The sequence below is a fragment of the [Bacillus] caldolyticus genome (genome assembly GCF_003595605.1).
Classification (GTDB): domain Bacteria; phylum Bacillota; class Bacilli; order Bacillales; family Anoxybacillaceae; genus Geobacillus; species Geobacillus thermoleovorans.
On the sequence record NZ_CP025074.1, the window covers coordinates 2,986,644 to 3,004,191 of the forward strand.

Annotated in this window: 16 protein-coding genes and 1 other RNA gene; 16 read left to right on the forward strand and 1 reads right to left on the reverse strand. The window is 54.5% G+C overall.

Features of this window, described 5'->3' with window-relative positions; translation table 11 throughout:
• Window positions 1-3: 3 nt before the first annotated feature.
• The 3 genes from aspS (at window position 4) to CWI35_RS15440 (ending at window position 2,954) form a co-directional block, all read left to right on the forward strand.
• On the forward strand, window positions 4-1,776 hold the full coding sequence (aspS, locus tag CWI35_RS15430; RefSeq protein ID WP_014196407.1) for an aspartate--tRNA ligase: 1,773 nt from the start codon (window positions 4-6) through the stop codon (window positions 1,774-1,776).
• A gap of 75 nt (window positions 1,777-1,851) precedes the next feature.
• A non-coding RNA gene (gene ssrS, locus CWI35_RS15435) (6S RNA) lies at window positions 1,852-2,038 on the forward strand.
• 151 nt (window positions 2,039-2,189) lie between these two features.
• Entirely contained in the window at window positions 2,190-2,954 is a 765-nt protein-coding gene (locus CWI35_RS15440; RefSeq protein ID WP_014196406.1) for a tRNA threonylcarbamoyladenosine dehydratase, read from the forward strand.
• 143 nt (window positions 2,955-3,097) lie between these two features.
• Here the strand turns inward: CWI35_RS15440 and CWI35_RS15445 are convergent, their stop codons facing one another.
• Window positions 3,098-3,748 (reverse strand): RsfA family transcriptional regulator, encoded by a 651-nt coding sequence (locus CWI35_RS15445; RefSeq protein WP_014196405.1) that lies wholly within the window; start codon window positions 3,746-3,748, stop codon window positions 3,098-3,100.
• Window positions 3,749-3,929: 181 nt separating this feature from the next.
• Here CWI35_RS15445 and CWI35_RS15450 point away from each other — a divergent pair, with 181 nt between their 5' ends.
• The 13 genes from CWI35_RS15450 (at window position 3,930) to CWI35_RS15510 (ending at window position 17,504) form a co-directional block, all read left to right on the forward strand.
• Window positions 3,930-6,977: an efflux RND transporter permease subunit gene (locus tag CWI35_RS15450; RefSeq protein WP_011232046.1), complete on the forward strand. Its 3,048-nt coding sequence runs from the start codon at window positions 3,930-3,932 to the stop codon at window positions 6,975-6,977.
• A gap of 97 nt (window positions 6,978-7,074) precedes the next feature.
• Window positions 7,075-7,935, forward strand: coding sequence for a TetR/AcrR family transcriptional regulator (locus tag CWI35_RS15455; RefSeq protein WP_011232045.1), 861 nt, complete (start codon window positions 7,075-7,077; stop codon window positions 7,933-7,935).
• Between the two features lie 107 nt (window positions 7,936-8,042).
• On the forward strand, window positions 8,043-9,338 hold the full coding sequence (locus tag CWI35_RS15460; RefSeq protein ID WP_011232044.1) for a replication-associated recombination protein A: 1,296 nt from the start codon (window positions 8,043-8,045) through the stop codon (window positions 9,336-9,338).
• Window positions 9,339-9,378: 40 nt separating this feature from the next.
• Window positions 9,379-9,603, forward strand: coding sequence for a hypothetical protein (locus CWI35_RS15465; RefSeq protein ID WP_011232043.1), 225 nt, complete (start codon window positions 9,379-9,381; stop codon window positions 9,601-9,603).
• Window positions 9,604-9,622: 19 nt separating this feature from the next.
• Window positions 9,623-10,039: a cysteine metabolism transcriptional regulator CymR gene (cymR, locus tag CWI35_RS15470; protein ID WP_011232042.1), complete on the forward strand. Its 417-nt coding sequence runs from the start codon at window positions 9,623-9,625 to the stop codon at window positions 10,037-10,039.
• A 27-nt stretch (window positions 10,040-10,066) separates the two neighbouring features.
• Window positions 10,067-11,209 carry a cysteine desulfurase family protein gene (locus CWI35_RS15475; RefSeq protein WP_011232041.1) on the forward strand — a complete coding sequence of 381 codons (1,143 nt, stop codon included), beginning with the start codon at window positions 10,067-10,069 and terminating at the stop codon, window positions 11,207-11,209.
• Between the two features lie 14 nt (window positions 11,210-11,223).
• Window positions 11,224-12,339: a tRNA 2-thiouridine(34) synthase MnmA gene (gene mnmA, locus CWI35_RS15480; RefSeq protein ID WP_119877911.1), complete on the forward strand. Its 1,116-nt coding sequence runs from the start codon at window positions 11,224-11,226 to the stop codon at window positions 12,337-12,339.
• Between the two features lie 90 nt (window positions 12,340-12,429).
• Window positions 12,430-13,092: a tetratricopeptide repeat protein gene (locus tag CWI35_RS15485; RefSeq protein WP_011232039.1), complete on the forward strand. Its 663-nt coding sequence runs from the start codon at window positions 12,430-12,432 to the stop codon at window positions 13,090-13,092.
• A gap of 19 nt (window positions 13,093-13,111) precedes the next feature.
• Window positions 13,112-15,472: an SF1B family DNA helicase RecD2 gene (recD2, locus tag CWI35_RS15490; protein WP_011232038.1), complete on the forward strand. Its 2,361-nt coding sequence runs from the start codon at window positions 13,112-13,114 to the stop codon at window positions 15,470-15,472.
• A gap of 25 nt (window positions 15,473-15,497) precedes the next feature.
• The gene (locus CWI35_RS15495; RefSeq protein ID WP_011232037.1) at window positions 15,498-15,971 is read left to right on the forward strand and encodes a PRC-barrel domain-containing protein; all 474 of its coding nucleotides are present in this window, start codon (window positions 15,498-15,500) and stop codon (window positions 15,969-15,971) included.
• 15 nt (window positions 15,972-15,986) lie between these two features.
• Window positions 15,987-16,178, forward strand: a complete 192-nt coding sequence (locus tag CWI35_RS15500) for a hypothetical protein (protein ID WP_008881018.1) — start codon at window positions 15,987-15,989, stop codon at window positions 16,176-16,178.
• 11 nt (window positions 16,179-16,189) lie between these two features.
• Entirely contained in the window at window positions 16,190-16,324 is a 135-nt protein-coding gene (locus CWI35_RS15505) for a YrzQ family protein (RefSeq protein ID WP_013144658.1), read from the forward strand.
• A gap of 118 nt (window positions 16,325-16,442) precedes the next feature.
• Window positions 16,443-17,504, forward strand: coding sequence for an AI-2E family transporter (locus tag CWI35_RS15510; protein WP_021321998.1), 1,062 nt, complete (start codon window positions 16,443-16,445; stop codon window positions 17,502-17,504).
• The last annotated feature ends 44 nt before the right edge of the window (window positions 17,505-17,548 follow it).

The window sequence follows — 17,548 nt, forward strand, 5'->3', positions numbered from 1 at the left end:
CGAATGGAACGCACATATTATTGCGGAGAAGTGCCGGAAACGGCCGTCGGCGAGCGCGTCGTGCTCAAAGGCTGGGTGCAAAAGCGCCGCGACTTAGGCGGCCTCATTTTCATTGACTTGCGCGACCGAACGGGCATCGTCCAAGTTGTCGCCAGCCCGGACGTGTCGGCTGAAGCGCTGGCGGCAGCGGAGCGCGTGCGGAGCGAATACGTTTTAAGCGTCGAAGGAACGGTCGTCGCCCGCGCGCCCGAGACGGTCAATCCGAACATCGCGACCGGCCGCATTGAAATTCAGGCGGAACGAATCGAGATCATCAACGAGGCAAAAACGCCGCCGTTTTCGATTTCCGATGACACGGATGCGGCGGAAGACGTGCGCTTAAAATATCGGTATTTGGATTTGCGCCGCCCAGTCATGTTTCAAACACTGGCGCTTCGCCACAAAATCACAAAGACGGTGCGCGACTTTTTGGATAGCGAACGCTTTTTGGAAATTGAAACGCCGATGTTGACGAAAAGCACGCCGGAAGGGGCGCGTGACTATTTGGTGCCAAGCCGCGTCCATCCGGGCGAATTTTACGCCTTGCCGCAGTCGCCGCAAATTTTTAAGCAGCTGCTCATGGTCGGCGGCGTGGAACGGTACTACCAAATCGCCCGTTGCTTCCGTGACGAGGATTTGCGCGCTGACCGCCAGCCGGAATTTACGCAAATCGACATCGAAATGTCGTTTATCGAACAAAAGGATATTATGGATTTAACCGAACGGATGATGGCTGCCGTCGTGAAAGCGGCAAAAGGGATCGACATCCCGCGCCCGTTTCCGCGCATCACGTATGACGAGGCGATGAGCCGCTACGGCTCGGACAAGCCGGATATACGCTTTGGCCTCGAGCTCGTCGACGTATCGGAAATCGTCCGTAATTCAGCATTTCAAGTGTTCGCCCGCGCCGTCAAAGAAGGAGGCCAAGTGAAGGCGATCAACGCGAAAGGCGCTGCCCCTCGCTATTCGCGTAAAGATATTGACGCCTTAGGAGAATTTGCCGGCCGCTACGGGGCGAAAGGGCTCGCCTGGCTGAAAGCGGAAGGCGAAGAGCTGAAAGGACCGATCGCCAAGTTTTTCACCGATGAGGAACAGGCGGCGCTGCGTCGAGCGCTTGCTGTCGAAGACGGAGATTTGCTTTTGTTTGTCGCCGACGAAAAAGCGATCGTCGCAGCGGCGCTCGGCGCGTTGCGGCTGAAGCTTGGCAAGGAGCTCGGCTTGATCGACGAAGCGAAGCTCGCGTTTTTGTGGGTGACGGATTGGCCGCTTTTGGAGTATGACGAAGAAGAAGGGCGCTATTACGCCGCCCACCATCCGTTTACGATGCCGGTGCGCGACGACATTCCGCTGTTGGAGACAAACCCAAGCGCCGTCCGCGCGCAGGCGTACGATCTCGTCTTAAATGGCTATGAGCTTGGCGGCGGCTCGCTTCGCATTTTCGAGCGGGACGTGCAAGAAAAAATGTTCCGCGCCTTAGGGTTCAGCGAAGAAGAAGCGCGCCGCCAGTTCGGATTCTTGCTTGAGGCGTTTGAATACGGCACTCCGCCGCACGGCGGCATTGCGCTTGGCCTTGACCGGCTGGTGATGTTGCTCGCTGGGCGCACGAACTTGCGCGATACGATCGCGTTTCCGAAAACGGCGAGCGCGAGCTGCTTGCTTACCGAAGCGCCGGGGCCGGTCAGCGACAAGCAGCTCGAGGAGCTGCACTTGGCGGTTGTGCTTCCGGAAAACGAGTAACAGCGGCATCTGAAAAAGAAACGTTGGCAATCGGTGTTCACAAAGGCTGAAAAATGTGTTACAATAAAACTAACAACCGTCCTAATGTGTTCGTCGGATCACTGATCGTTTTGACCGAACAGTTTATGATCCGGGAGCTCGGGGTTTCCAAGCGGCGTGCACGCCTCTTCGTCACAGGGGAAGCGCAAACCTTGGAACAGGGCACCCACCTATGGGAGAGCGGGTTCAAAACGAAGGCATCGACGGCACGATTGGGACTGGCAACATTAAGGAATCAACAACATTTCCCCTATGCGGATGGCCGCATAGGGGTTTTGTTTTGCCAGCAAAATGCCGTTGCCTCTTTTGCTGTCTTGATGGTAGGATAAAAAGCGGCATAAACATCAATTTTGAAGCAAACGGAGAGGAGAACGATGCTGCACCAATTTTCCCGCAATGAACTCGCGATTGGCCCTGAAGGGTTGGAACGCTTAAAAAACGCCACCGTCGCCGTCCTTGGCGTCGGCGGCGTGGGGTCGTTCGCCGTCGAGGCGCTCGCCCGTTCCGGCATTGGCCGATTGGTGCTTGTTGATCGCGATAACGTCGATATCACCAACATCAACCGGCAAATCCATGCGTTGCTCTCGACCATCGGGCGTCCAAAAGTGGAGCTCATGAAAGAGCGCATCGCCGACATCAACCCGGCGTGCGAGGTGATCGCTTTGCAAATGTTTTATACGGAAGAGACGTATGAGCAATTTTTCGCCTATGATCTGGATTTTGTCATCGATGCGTCCGACACGATTGTGTACAAAGTGCATTTGATGAAACAATGCCTCAAGCGCGGCATTCCGATCATCTCCAGCATGGGTGCGGCGAACAAAATGGATCCGACCCGGTTCCGCATTGCCGATATTTCGAAAACACACACCGATCCGATCGCGAAAGTCATCCGCGCCAAGCTGCGCAAAGAAGGGATCCGCCGCGGCATTCCGGTCGTCTTTTCCGACGAGAAGCCGGTGAAAATCCGCGAAGATGTCCGCCAGGTCGTCGGCAATGACGCTTCGCCGATCCGCAAGGCGAAAATGCCGCCGTCTTCGAATGCTTTCGTTCCATCAGTTGCCGGGCTCATTATGGCTTCCTACGTGATTCATCGTCTATTAGAGGGAATTCCCATAAGGCGCGTTGGCGACGATTGAACGACTCCACCTTCATTTCGAACAAAATGGGAAGGTGGAGATTCCTGTGAACATCGGTGCATTCACCGGTTTGTTAGCGGGCGCTGTCCGTCGTTCCAGCGGTGAAAACGTGTCCCGATGCTTGTTGGGGCACCTTCTTTTTTTTATGAATGGGCGAGCGATTCGTTCGATCCGTTCGCCTCGGCGGCAAACAGCTGGGCAAGAGAGAAGCGGTCGCCTTCTTCGGAAGCGAGCTGGCGGGCGCGGGCCATGATTTTCACGAGCGCTTCATAATCTTCTTGCACGGTGGTCTGCCTCGTTTCAAGGCGTTCGAGTTTTTGAGCAAGCTGTTCGTTCCGCGTCTGCCATTCCGCCCGCTCGCGTTTCAGGCGCTCGTTGTCCTGGCGGATCGCTTCCATCTCCTCGATGCCGCGCCGCAATGTTTGCAAAAATGAAATGCACTGCTCCAGTGTCAATGGGGCCGCCGGGAGAAAAGGCGATGACCCTTCGGCGCCATCCCGTTCTCCAGAAGGACTCCAAGCAGCAACCGTACTGTCTTTTTGCCACTTTTTCATCATTTCGAGCGCCCGTTTCCGTTCTTTCCGCTGCTTTTTTGCCTGTTCGATCGCCTCAAGGTACCGTTTGCGCACCTCGGCGTTCCAACGGAATCCGCATGCTGCCGCTGTGCGGTGCAGTTGTCTCCCAACGACTTCAAAAGCGGCAAGTTGCGTTTTTCCTTCGCGTATATATTGCAGCACCGTTTCAGCCAACAGTACATCTTCTTCATGTGACCAAGCATCCTGTCTTGTTTTCATGTTGTCCACCCCATCAAATGGTAATGTTGATATGGTCATAGTTTTTCCGTTTGATTTCCACTTTAAACTTCGCCCTTTTCATTTTTCCCATTTTCATGTATCATAGAAATAGTTTTGTATGACCGGTCAGTTCAAAACAATTAGACTGATTGGTCAAAATCGTGGGATGAGAGGTGGCATGATGACGTTTTTGACCAGGTTCAGTTTGAAAAATGCGGCAGCTGTGTTTGTATGTTCGTTTTTGCTCATGTTTCTAGGACTGTATTCCTTCTCCTCCTTGAAGGTCGATTTGCTGCCGAACATTGAATTTCCCCAGTTGTCGATTGAAGTGGTCTATCCTGGGGCTTCTCCGCAAGACGTGAATGAGGAGGTCACGGCCAAGCTCGAGGAAAAACTGAAGTCCCTTGACGGGCTTAAGCAAATGCAGAGTTCTTCCTATGAAGGAATGGCCGTTATGAATCTTGAATTTCCGTTTCGGACGGATATGGAGAAAATGGAGCGGCAGGTCGAATCGCTCATTGATAAGGCAGGATTGCCCGATAATGTGCAAACGGAAGTCAATCGGTTTTCATTCGGTTCCATCCCGGTTTTCAACATTTCCTTGTTTGCCAAAAACGGAACCGATCTGCAAACGTTGCTGGAAACCGAAGTGATTCCAGAATTGAATAAAATCGACGGGGTGAATTCCGTTTCGATCGGTGGAGACAGCGAGCGCCTCATCCGGATCACAGTCGATCGGAAAAAGGCTGCTCAGGCGGGATTGAACTTGTCAGAGATTAAAAACCAAATCAATGAAAAGGTGTTGGCGTTCCCGGCTGGAACGTTGCAAACCGATACATGGCAAATTCCTGTTCGCGTCGAGGAAAAATTGAACACCATCCATGAGTTGAAAAATCTGAAACTCGTGCCGACAGCTGTTCCTATGGCGGCGAATGGATTGCAGCGCGTTGCGTCCGTGAAGCTTGGGGATATTGCGACGATTGAGGAAGTCAACGAGCAAAGCGAATTCACCCGCTATAATTTGAAGCCATCGCTGTCGATGGCGGTGACGAAAAAACAAGATGCCAATACGATTGAAGTGGCAGACCAAGTGATCAAAGTGCTGAATTCCTACAAACATCAGTTTGATTATTCCATCGGGTTTGATTCGTCAGCTGGCATCAAACAATCCGTTGAATCGCTTGTCCGTGAAGGGCTGCTCGGGGCGCTGTTCGCTTCGCTGGCCGTCTTGCTCTTTTTGCGCAACGTTCGGGCGACTGTGATTGCCATCGTCTCGATTCCGCTCTCGCTGCTTGTATCGGCCATTTTTCTCAATCGTATGGATATTACCCTCAATGTCATGACGCTTGGCGGCATGGCCGTCGCCGTCGGCCGAGTCGTGGATGACAGCATTGTCGTGATCGAAAATATTTTCCGCCGCGTCCGCCGGGAGAAAACAGGCATGAGCGATGATTTAGTCGAGCAATCAACGAAAGAAATTGTCAAAGCGATTGTGTCCTCGACCATCACAACGGTTGTCGTCTTTTTGCCTCTCGGGCTTGTTGGGGGCATTACAGGGGAATTTTTCCTGCCTTTTGCCTTGACGATTACGTTTGCCCTGTTGGCCTCTTTGTTGGTGGCCGTGACAGTTGTGCCGATTTTAGCGAAATTTTCGTTCCGCCGTGTGCCGCCAGAGGAAAAAGAAGGAGCGCTTCAGCGTCTGTATGGCCGAATCATTGAATGGGCGCTCAACCATAAAGCGATTGTCTTTGTGTTGTCGGTTGTGCTATTGGTTGGTTCATTGACGCTCGTGCCGAAACTTGGATTTACGTTTTTGCCGAACGAAGAGCAGAAAACGCTGGTGGCGAGCATTGAACTGCCGGCTTCCACATCGGTGGCCAAAACGAATGATGTGTCGTTGGAGATGGAAAAGATGTTTTTAAAACGAAGCGATGTCGAGAGCGTCACCGCCGCGGTGGGAAGCCGCGATTTCCGCACAGGATTGAAGCGGCCCAATCAAGCCAGCTATTATATTCTATTAAAGGACAGCGCTGACACCGCGAAAACCGTGGCCGTTTTCGAAAAAGAAATGCGCCGCATCGCGAATCAGCTCGCGCCCGGGGCAAAAGTGGGCGTGCAAGAGATGTCGAGCGGAGGGCCGCCAACGAATAATAACGTGAATATTGACTTATACTCCAATGATTTGGAGGCGCTCCAAACAGCAGCCAAACAGGTCGAGACGTATTTAAAACAACGCGATGATGTCAAAGATGTGACGAATAACTTGACGGAAAAGCAAAAACAAGTGATTGTCGCCATTGATCCGGAAAAGGCGGCCGCTTATGGCGTTTCGGGCATGCAATTGCTGGGGGCGGTGGCCGATGCGACCAAACCGGTCGATGTGGGGACGCTGAAACTCGGCGGCAAGGATGAGCAAGTCGAACTTTCGTATGATGAAACGTTGGGATCGATCGATGAGTTGAAAGAGCTTCCGATCGTGACGAGAAACGGAGTGATTCCACTTTCAGCTGTCGCCGAAGTGAAAGAGGCGGACGTGTATACGTCCATTCAAAAGCTGGACGGAAAAGTGTTTGCCCGCGTATCCGCCCAGATTGTCGGCGACAACATTCAGAAAGTAACGAATGATATTTCGAAACATGTAAATGATTTGAAGATCCCATCCGATGTCACAGTGAAAACGGGCGGCGGAAGCGATGAGACGGTGCAGACGTTCCGCGAGCTCGGTGTGGCCATGGCGGCGGCCATCGGGCTTGTGTATTTGACGATGCTGATTACATTTGGCAAAGTGCGGGTGCCGCTGATCATTTTATCTTCCCTTTTGTTTGTTCCCATCGGTTCGCTGTTTGCTTTGTATGTGGCCGATGAGCCGCTTTCCATCAGCGTCATGATCGGCTTGTTGATGCTCATTGGCATCGTGACGACCAATGCGATCGTGCTGGTGGATCGAATCGGACAAAACCGCGAACAAAAACGGATGACGGTGCGAAGCGCCATCATTGAAGCCGGCAAAACACGGCTGCGGCCGATTTTAATGACAGCCTTTGCGACTGTGACAGCGCTCATTCCGCTTGCGCTGACGAATGAGGCCGGCACGTTGATTTCGAAAGGGCTGGCCATCACGGTCATCGGCGGCCTGACGTCGTCGACGTTATTGACGCTTGTGTTCATTCCTGCGATGTATGAGGCGTTTTTCTTCCGGACGGCAAAACGCGAACCGATGGCAAAATGACAGGGCTGGATGGCCGGATAACGGGCCGTCCGGCATTTTTTTTCATGGCAAGATCGACTATAATGGACATGAAGAAGGAGTAAGGAAGGAGAAAACATTGGGACGGAAAGAGGACATCATTGAAACGGCGATGAAATTATTCGCCGAAAAAGGCTATCACGCTACCTCCATGCAGGAAATAGCCGAGCGGAGCGGAGTAGCCAAAGGTTCGATTTACAATTATTTCAAATCAAAAGAAGAGTTGGCTGTATCGATTTTCCGCTACCATTATGAAGTCTTGTTTCGCCAGCTTAAACAAATCGAGGCTGATCCCGCCTTAACCGCGCGCGAGCGGTTTTGCCGTCAGTTGACTGTACAAATCCAGCTGTTTGACGAACATAAAGAGCTGGTGCAAATGCAGTTGGGCGAACAAGCTGTGAAGGTGAGCCATGAGGTGCAGCATCTGGTGTTTCGCATCCGCGCCCATACGCTCCACTGGTATCGCCGGGCGATTGAAGACATATACGGCGAACAAGTGCGTCCAGTTTCGTTTGATTGCGCGACGATGCTCAACGGAATGCTGAAAGAATATCTGATTTACTTGGCGGTAGACCGAAAGCCGCTGCTTCCTGAGAAGCTTGCCCCCTTCTTGCTCGATCGGCTTGATGCCATCGTTGCCAGCCTGCTTGACGGCAAGACGGGATTGCTCGATGAAACGGTGATGGCGGATTACATTGCTGCGGCGACCCAAGAGCGGAGTCAATGGAAAGAACGGGCCATCAGCTGTTTAGAGCGCATGGCGGCGCTGCGTCCGGTTGAAGACGATATTCTTCGCTCGCTGCGCTTATTGAAGGAAGAACTCGAGAAAGGGGAGACAGCTAGGCGGTTTATGGTGGAGGCGCTTCTGCTCTATTTGGCGAAATACTCGCTTCCGCTGTACAATGAGTTGAAGGAGGCCATTGAACGCTATTTTTATTAAAACCACCGATCTTCCCACGGGGAGACGCCCCATTCGCCGAAAATGAATAGGCGGCATCGGAGGATGTCTGTGAACATAGCGTCATCAATCTCAAGGAGGGGGTCGGCATGCCCAAAACGACGGAGCCGCTTGCTTGGCGGATGCGGCCGCGGACGATCGATGAGATCGTTGGGCAACAGCACATCATTGGCCCTAGTACGCCGCTTTATAAAATGGTCAAAAAAGGTCATGTTCCATCGCTTTTGCTTTACGGAGAGCCGGGGACAGGGAAGACGTCGCTCGCTTACGCCATTGCCCGCACCGCCGGGCGCGAATGGGTCGCTATCAATGCGACGGCCGCCGGCAAAAAGGAAATCGAAGAGGCAGTCGAAGCGGCGCGCTGGTCAGGGAACGTCGTGTTGTTTATCGACGAAATCCATCGGCTGAATAAAGCGCAGCAAGACGTTTTGTTGCCGCATCTCGAATCCGGGCTCGTGACCTTGATTGGCGCCACAACGGAAAACCCGTTTCACGAGGTCAATCCCGCCATTCGCAGCCGCTGCGGGCAAATCCAACAACTGAAACCGCTCAAGCCGGATGACCTCATGATCATTCTGAAGCGGGCGCTCGCTGATCCGGAACGAGGGGTCGGCGAGCCGCCGGTTGTCATTGACGAGTCGTTGTTATGGCGCATCGCCGAGGCAGCCGGTGGGGATGCGCGCGTCGCGCTTTCGCTTCTGGAGGCGGCGGTTGCGGCTGCCGATGAGCGCCACGGCCGCTTGTATATTGATGAGGATATCGTGGCTTCATGCACCGCAAACCGCGGTTTTACCCATGACAAATATGGCGATCATTATTATTCGTTGTTGTCCGCGTTTCAAAAAAGCGTGCGCGGCAGCGATGCCGATGCCGCGCTTCATTATTTGGCCCGTCTGCTTGAAGGCGGAGACTTGGCGTCCGTTTGCCGGAGATTGCTTGTGATGGCTTATGAGGACATCGGACTTGCCAATCCGATGATGGGAGTGAAAGTACAGGCAGCGGTCGAAGCGGCGGAACGCCTCGGACTGCCGGAAGCGCGCATTCCGCTCGCGGTTGTGACGATTGAACTCTGTTTAAGCCCGAAATCCAACAGTGCTTACAAGGCGCTGGACGCTGCCATTGCCGATGTCCGTTCCGGCAAGCTTGGCGATATTCCGGATCATTTAAAAGACGCTCATTACAAAGGGGCGGCTGCACTCGGGCGTGGACAAGGCTACTTGTATCCGCACGATTATCCGAACGGCTGGGTGGCGCAAGCGTATTTGCCCTCCGCTCTGGAAGGCGTCCGCTATTATGAACCGAAAGAGCATGGCGAGGAAAAACATTACGCCAAGGTGTACCGGCGGCTTGAGCAGTTGAAACAAGAGGTCAAGGTTCAGCCGTGAAGGGAAAGGGATTTTTATGATATAATAACACAGGCGTTTCATGCTCGCTTTGACCGAGCTGACCGGATGGAACGTGGCGTACATTCGCATCGGGATCGAAGCGTTCGTGCTGTTGGCCGGCTGGTTGCTCGGCGGCCCGGTGTCGTTTGGCACGTTCCTTTTTTGTGTGACGATCGGTTCGATGCCGGCTTGGCGCTGCCGCAATGCCAAAAGGTCGCAAGCCGCCTGCTTGGACCGGCCGCCGGCACTCGGACGCAAGGGTTAAGCGGTTAGGAGGGATATGAATGAAGATTTCGACGAAAGGCCGATATGGCTTGACGATTATGATTGAATTGGCCAAAAAATATGGCGATCGTCCGATCTCGCTTCGTTCGATCGCCAAGGCGAACAATTTATCTGAACATTATTTAGAGCAGCTCGTCACGCCGTTGCGCAACGCCGGGCTCGTCAAAAGCATTCGTGGAGCGTATGGCGGCTATGTGCTCGCTGAGCATCCGGCGAAAATCACCGCCGGCGACATTTTGCGCGTGTTGGAGGGGCCGCTGACCCCGGTCGAGGAGCTCGAGGAGGAAGAGCCGGCGAAGCGCGAGCTATGGATTCGCATCCGCGATGCGGTCGAGGAAGTGCTCGACAGCACAACGCTCGAAGATTTGGCGAAGTATAGCGACGGGGATGAAGGGGCATATATGTTTTATATTTAAGCAACAGAAAGGAAAGGAGAATGACCGTTGGAACGGATTTATTTGGACCATGCGGCAACTTCCCCGGTCCATCCAGACGTAGCTGCCGGTATGGTCCAGTGGATGACGGAACAGTTCGGCAACCCGTCAAGCATCCATCATTTTGGACGGCAGAGCCGCCGCGCGGTCGATGAAGCGAGGGCTGTTGTCGCCCGCTCGATTGGGGCGAAAGAGACGGAGATTGTGTTTACAAGCGGCGGCACGGAAGCGGATAACTTTGCGGTCATCGGAACGGCCATAGCGAACCGCGGCCGCGGCAATCATATCATTACAACCGCCATCGAGCATCATGCGGTGCTGCGCGCTTGTGAATATTTAGAGACGCAAGGGTTTGAGGTCACGTATTTGCCCGTTGACGAACAAGGGACGGTATCGGTCGAGGATGTCAAGGCCGCGCTGCGCGATGAGACCGTTTTGGTGTCGGTCATGTTTGCCAACAACGAAGTCGGCACGATCCAGCCGATTCGCGAAATCGGGGCGCTGCTTCGCGATCATCCGGCTTATTTCCATACGGACGCCGTCCAGGCGTACGGGCTTCTTCCGATCGATGTGAATGAATACGGGATCGATTTGCTGTCGATTTCCGCTCATAAAATCAACGGCCCGAAAGGAAGCGGGGCTTTGTATGTCCGGGAAACGGTCCGCATCACTCCGCTCCTTTTCGGCGGCGAACAGGAGCGGAAGCGGCGCGCCGGCACGGAAAACGTCCCCGGCATCATCGGCTTGGCGCAGGCGGCGGAAATCGCTGAGCGAACAAGGGAAGAGAAACGTCGGCAATATGCGGCGTGGCGCGAGGCGATGCTTGCGATTTTCCGCTCCTCAGGGATCGACTATGCGGTCAACGGCCGCCCGGATGGCCTGCCGCATATTTTGAATGTCGCCTTCCCGGGAACGAATGTCGAATCGCTGCTCGTGAACTTGGATTTAGCCGGCATTGCCGCCTCGAGCGGGTCAGCATGCACCGCCGGGTCAATCGACCCGTCGCACGTGCTTGTCGCGATGTGCGGAAAAGAGTCGGAGCGCATCCGTTCGTCTGTGCGCTTCAGCTTCGGGCTCGGCAATACGATGGAACAAATTGAGCGGGCGGCCGAGGAAACAGTGAAGATCATAAAGCGGCTCACAAACCGCTAAAGGGGGGAAACAGCATGAACAAAGCGCCGCACGGAACGCGCGTCGTCGTCGGCATGTCCGGCGGGGTCGACTCGTCGGTCGCTGCGCTGCTATTGAAAGAACAAGGATATGATGTGATCGGCATTTTTATGAAAAACTGGGATGACACCGATGAAAACGGCGTTTGCACGGCGACTGAGGACTACGAAGACGTCGTGCGCGTTTGCAATCAAATCGGCATCCCGTATTATGCGGTCAATTTTGAAAAACAGTATTGGGACAAAGTGTTTACGTACTTTTTGAATGAATACAAAGCCGGGCGCACGCCGAACCCGGACGTGATGTGCAATAAGGAAATTAAGTTCAAGGCGTTTTTAGAGCACGCCATGTCGATCGGCGCCGATTACATCGCAACCGGCCATTACGCCCGCGTCGAGTTTCGCGATGGCGAATATAAAATGCTGCGTGGAGCCGACCCGAACAAAGACCAAACGTACTTTTTAAACCAGCTCGGCCAAGCTCAGCTGTCGAAAGTGATGTTTCCGATCGGCCATTTGCAGAAAGCGGACGTGCGCCGGATCGCCAAAGAGGCTGGGCTCGCCACCGCTGGAAAAAAAGACAGCACGGGCATTTGCTTTATCGGCGAACGCGATTTCAAAGAATTTTTGAGCCATTATTTGCCGGCTCAGCCGGGAGTGATGAAAACGCTCGATGGCGAAGTGAAAGGGCGGCATGACGGCGTCATGTATTACACGATCGGCCAGCGCCACGGCCTTGGCATCGGCGGCAGCGGCGAACCGTGGTTTGTCGTCGGCAAAGATGTGCGCGAAAATGTGCTGTATGTCGCCCAAGGGTTTGAAAACGAATATTTGTATTCCACCTCGCTAAAGGCGGTCGATGTCAACTGGGTGTCTGACCGCAAGCCGGAAGCGCCGTTCCGTTGCACGGCGAAATTTCGCTATCGTCAGCCTGATGTCGGCGTGACGGTCCACCCGCTTGCGGACGGCGGGGCGGAAGTCGTGTTTGATGCGCCGGCGCGGGCGGTGACGCCGGGGCAGGCGGTTGTTTTTTACAACGGCGAGGAATGCCTCGGCGGCGGTACGATCGATGAGGTGTTCCGCAACGGCGAAAAGCTTTGGTATGTTGGTTGACGGATGTGCCGGTGCGCACGATCTTCAATCAGGCTATTAGGCTGGAGGCCGTTGCTTGAAAATCACGTTGAATCAGGGAGGGGATGGGCGGTGGCCAATTTCAACGAACAAGGCTTGGCGTATATGCGCGAGGGGAAGTATGAGGAAGCCATCCGCTGTTTTTCCGCTGCGGTCGAACAGCATCCGGACGATCCAGCCGGGTACATTAACATTGGCACGGTTCTCGTTGCTGCCGGTGAAGAAGAGAAGGCGCTTGACTGTTTCCGACAGGCGTTGAAAATTGACAAGAAGGCGGCGGCCGCGTATTACGGCATGGGTACAGTGCATTATAAGCGTGAGCAGTTCGCGAAAGCGAAAGATATGTTTGAGCGCGCGCTAGGGCTTGGTCTTGACGATGCCGATACGCATTTTATGCTCGGCATGTCCTTATGGCGGCTCGAGATGCCGCGGCTGGCGCTGCCGTATTTGCAGCGCGCGGCTGAGCTGAACGAGACGGATGCCGAAGCGCTGTTTCAGCTTGGCCTTTGCCTCGCCACGCTCGATTATGTCGATGAGGCGAAGCGTTATTTCGAAAAAACGTTGGAACTCGATCCGCGCCACGCTGATGCGTACTACAATTTAGGCGTCATTTATGCGTACAAAGATGAGCTCGATGCCGCCCGCAATATGTTTGCCGCTGCCTTGGAAGCCAAGCCCGATCACGTGCTTGCCGGATACGGAAAGAAACTGATGGAAAAGCGGCTTGCGCCGTAAAAAGGCAGGGGGATGGCTGTTGCAAGAGCAACAAATCCTCGCCCTTGACGGACGCACGTTCATTAAAGGAGTGTGCTTGGCGGTCATTTTTCATAATGAGGAAACATTGTACACGGTCGTCCGCGTGCGCGTTGAGGAAACGAACGAAGCGCCCGTTGAGGAGGAAGTCGTCGTCACCGGCTATTTTCCGCGTTTAAACGAAGGGGACGTCTACATCTTTTACGGACAATTCCGCCAACATCCGCGTTTTGGCCGCCAATATGCGGCTAGTCAGTTCCGCAAACAGCTTCCGAACACGAAAGAAGGAGTCATTCATTATTTATCGAGCGGTTTGTTTAAAGGAATCGGCAAAAAAACGGCTGCGGCGATTGTCGAGACGCTCGGCGAAAACGCGATCGCCGCGATTTTGCGCGACCCCAGGGCGCTAGAGCGTGTGCCGAAGCTGACGAAAAAAAAGGCGAAGCAGCTGTACGATGCGCTTCGCGCCCACGAAGGGCTTGAGCAAACGATGATCGCCCTCGCCCAGCTCGGTTTTGGCCCGCAGCTGGCCATGAAAATTTACCAAGCGTATGGCGAAGAAGCGGTTGACATCATCCACGAGAACCCGTACCAGCTCGTTGAGGATATCGAAGGGATCGGCTTTGGCCGCGCTGATGAAATCGGGCGCCAGCTCGGCATTTCCGGCAGCCATCCGGCCCGGCTGCGCGCCGCCTCGTTGTTTGTTCTTGAACAGGCGTGCTTGCAGGAAGGGCACGTTTATTTGCGCGAGGAAGAGCTGATGGAGCGCATCGGGGAGCTGCTTGACGGAAGGCTGAGCGGTGCGGTGGATGGACGAGCGATCAGCCAAACGCTTCTGATGTTAAGCGAAGAAGGGAAGCTGATCGCCGAGCAAGGGCGTTATTATCTCCCTTCCCTTTACTTCGCCGAGAAAGGGATCGTCTCCAACATTAAGCGGCTGCTCGGGCAGACGCCGCCGTCGGCGTTTGCCGAGTCGGAGTTTTTGCTGGCGCTTGGGGCGCTTGAGGAACGGCTTGGCATGCAATATGCCCCCCAGCAAAGGGAAGCGATCCAACAAGCGCTTTCTTCGCCGCTGTTTATTTTGACCGGCGGTCCGGGAACGGGGAAAACGACGGTCATCAAAGGCATCGTCGAGCTGTTTGCCGCCCTAAACGGCCTGTCTCTTGACCCGGCTGACTACAAACAAGGCGAGCCGTTTCCGGTGCTGCTGGCCGCACCGACCGGCCGAGCGGCGAAGCGGATGAGCGAGGCGACCGGGCTGCCGGCGGCGACGATCCACCGCTTGCTTGGCTGGAATGGGGCGGAAGGGTTCAGCCGCGACGAGAACGAACCGATTTCCGGCAAGCTGCTTGTCATCGATGAGATGTCGATGGTCGACACGTGGCTCGCCAACCAGCTGTTAAAAGCCGTGCCAAACGGCATGCAAGTCATTTTTGTCGGCGATGAGGATCAATTGCCATCCGTCGGGCCAGGGCAAGTGCTGAAAGACTTGCTCTCTTCAGGCGTCATTCCGTTCGCTCGGTTGACCGAGGTGTATCGCCAGGCGGAAGGATCATCGATCATCGAGCTTGCTCATGAGATGAAGCGCGGCGTCGTGCCGGACGATTTGACCGCTCCGAAGGCAGACCGTTCATTCATCCGCTGCCGTGCGGGCCAGGTCGTCGATGTCGTGCGGCAAATCGCGGACAACGCGCGCAAAAAAGGGTTTTCCGTCAAAGATATTCAAGTGCTCGCCCCGATGTACCGTGGTCCAGCGGGCATTGACCAATTGAACAAAGCGCTTCAAGAGCTGTTCAACCCGCCGGCTGAGGGGAAGCGGGAGCTGTCGGTCGGTGAGGTCGTCTACCGCGTCGGCGATAAGGTGCTGCAGCTCGTCAATCAACCGGAAGACAATGTGTTTAACGGCGACATCGGCGAAATCGTTGCCATTTTTTACGCCAAAGAAAATATCGAAAAGCAAGACTTGCTCGTCGTCTCGTTTGATGGCATTGAAGTGACGTACACACGGCAAGATTTAGGACAAATCACCCATGCGTACTGCTGTTCGGTTCATAAGGCGCAAGGAAGCGAGTTTCCAATCGTCATTTTGCCCGTCGTCAAAAGCTATTACCGGATGTTGAAACGGAATTTGTTGTATACTGCGGTGACAAGAAGCAAGCAGTTTCTCGTTTTATGCGGGGAAGAGGAAGCGTTTCGATTCGGCGTCGCAAAACAAAGCGACGGAGCGCGCCAGACGGCGCTCGCTGAGAAGCTGGCGGGGGCGGCGGCGCCGTTTGTCGAGGTCGAACTGCCGTTTGAAGAGGCGAACATGGGGATGGAAAACGTTACGCCGTATGACTTTATGGGCGATGAGCCAAGCTAAAGGTGGCTGGAAAGGTGGGAGAACGATGCGGACGTTTTCCGACATCAAGGGCCTTCCCATTTATGAACAAACGACGGGAAAAATGGTCGGAACGATCGCTGACATTTGGTTTACCAGCCACGGCGCGGTCAAAGGGCTTGTCGCGGAACAGGGCGGTTTGTTCGGCCGCCGCCGCTATTTGCCGCTTTCAGCCGTGCAGTCGTTCGAAAACGACCGAGTCATCATCTGTGATGCCGATAGCTTCCAGCCGTTTCCTTCTCCTGACAGCGGCCACTCTCTTTACGGCGAACGCGGCCTCGCCGGCAGCATGGTTGTCGCCGCGGACGGAACAACGATCGGACTGTTGGATGACGTATATTTTGACGGGCAATTGGGCAAAATTGACGGATACGAGATCAGCGAGGGATTTTTTTCCGATTTGACCGAAGGAAAGAAACGAATGGAGCTCGCTCCGTTCACCGCCAGAGAAGGCGTGGTCACCGTGGAAACAACGATGTAAGGAGAGTGGCTGTCCATGCTCATTTGCCCGAATTGCAAACGAAAAAATTTAGGGAAAATCGGCGTCAACCAGTACTACTGCTGGGATTGCTTTATTGAGCTGTCCGTCTCGAAAGGGATGATCCACGCCCATCAAGTGGAAGAAGACGGAACGTTGAGTTCTCTTGACGACTTGTTTGACGACCACGAACGCACGATCCAATTTTAGGGGGGACACGCATGAACCGGATGATGACGTCGCTGTTAGCAGTCGGATTAGGCGTCGCCGCTTATCAGCTCGCCCAACGAAACGATTGGATGAACGGTCGCACGATGCGGAGGATGCGCCGCCGCTTGATGCAAGCGATCCGCTGACGGCGCTCGCCCTCGCCTTTGCGCGGGGGCGTCGCCTTGTGGCTGTCAAATAGTGCTAAAAGCGGTGAAGGCATATTTCCCGCCGCATCTCCTACACTAAACGGTAGGAGGTGTGGCGATGGGCGAGCAACAATGGCTGTCGTTCTTTCGCATCGGAAAATGGCTGCTCATGACGGCAATCATCTATTTGATCGTTCGGATGAAAGACGTTTGGCGGCCGGTCATTGATTTTATCGCAACGGTGTTGACGCCGTTTTTGCTGGCGTCGTTTATTACGTATTTGCTCTACCCGCTTGTGGAATCCATCCATCGCAAAGGAATGCCGCGCGCCCTTGCCATTTTGTTGATTTATTTGTTGTTTTTCGGTTTGGTCGGCTACGGCTTGTACCGCGGCGTGCCGCTATTCATCGCCCAGTTGCGTGAACTGGATGAACAGCTGCCGTCTTTGATGAATACATACCGCCAATGGGTGCGCCACATCCACGACGAGACGTCGAATTGGCCGCTTGAGGTGCACACGCGCATCGAAGCGATGTTTGCCGAGATCGAGCAGGCAGCGGCGGCCGCCGTCGCGATGGCGATCAACGCCGCCAAATCGTTCATCGGTTCGGCGGCGACGCTGTTGATCATTCCGTTTATCGTCTTCTATATGTTAAAAGACATCGATGTGTTGAAAAAAGCGATTTGGTACATGACACCGAAGCGGTGGCGTGGGCCGGGGATGACGTTTTTGAAGGATGTCGATGAATCGCTCGGCGGCTACATTCGCGGCCAGCTGTTCGTCTGTGCGGCGATCGGTCTGGCAGCGGCGCTCGGCTTGTGGCTTGCCGGCATGGATTATCCGCTGTTGCTCGGCTTTGTCATTGGCGTGACGAACATCATCCCGTATTTTGGCCCGCTGATCGGCGCCGTTCCAGCGGTCATTTTGGCTGCCACCGTCTCGCTGAAAATGGTCGTGATCGTGCTTGTCATCATTTTTACCTTGCAGTTTTTAGAAGGGAACATCTTGTCGCCGTTGATCGTCGGCAAAAGCGTGCATATGCATCCGCTTGTCATTATGCTCGCCCTCTTTGCCGGCGGCGAGCTCGCCGGCGTGCTCGGCCTCATTCTCGCCGTTCCGACGGCGGCGGTGCTGAAAGTGGCCATCGCCCATTGGAAAGAGCATTATGCTTCGCATTGACAAATGCTCTCTGCTTGTCTATAATCTTTCAATGAAAAAAGCGA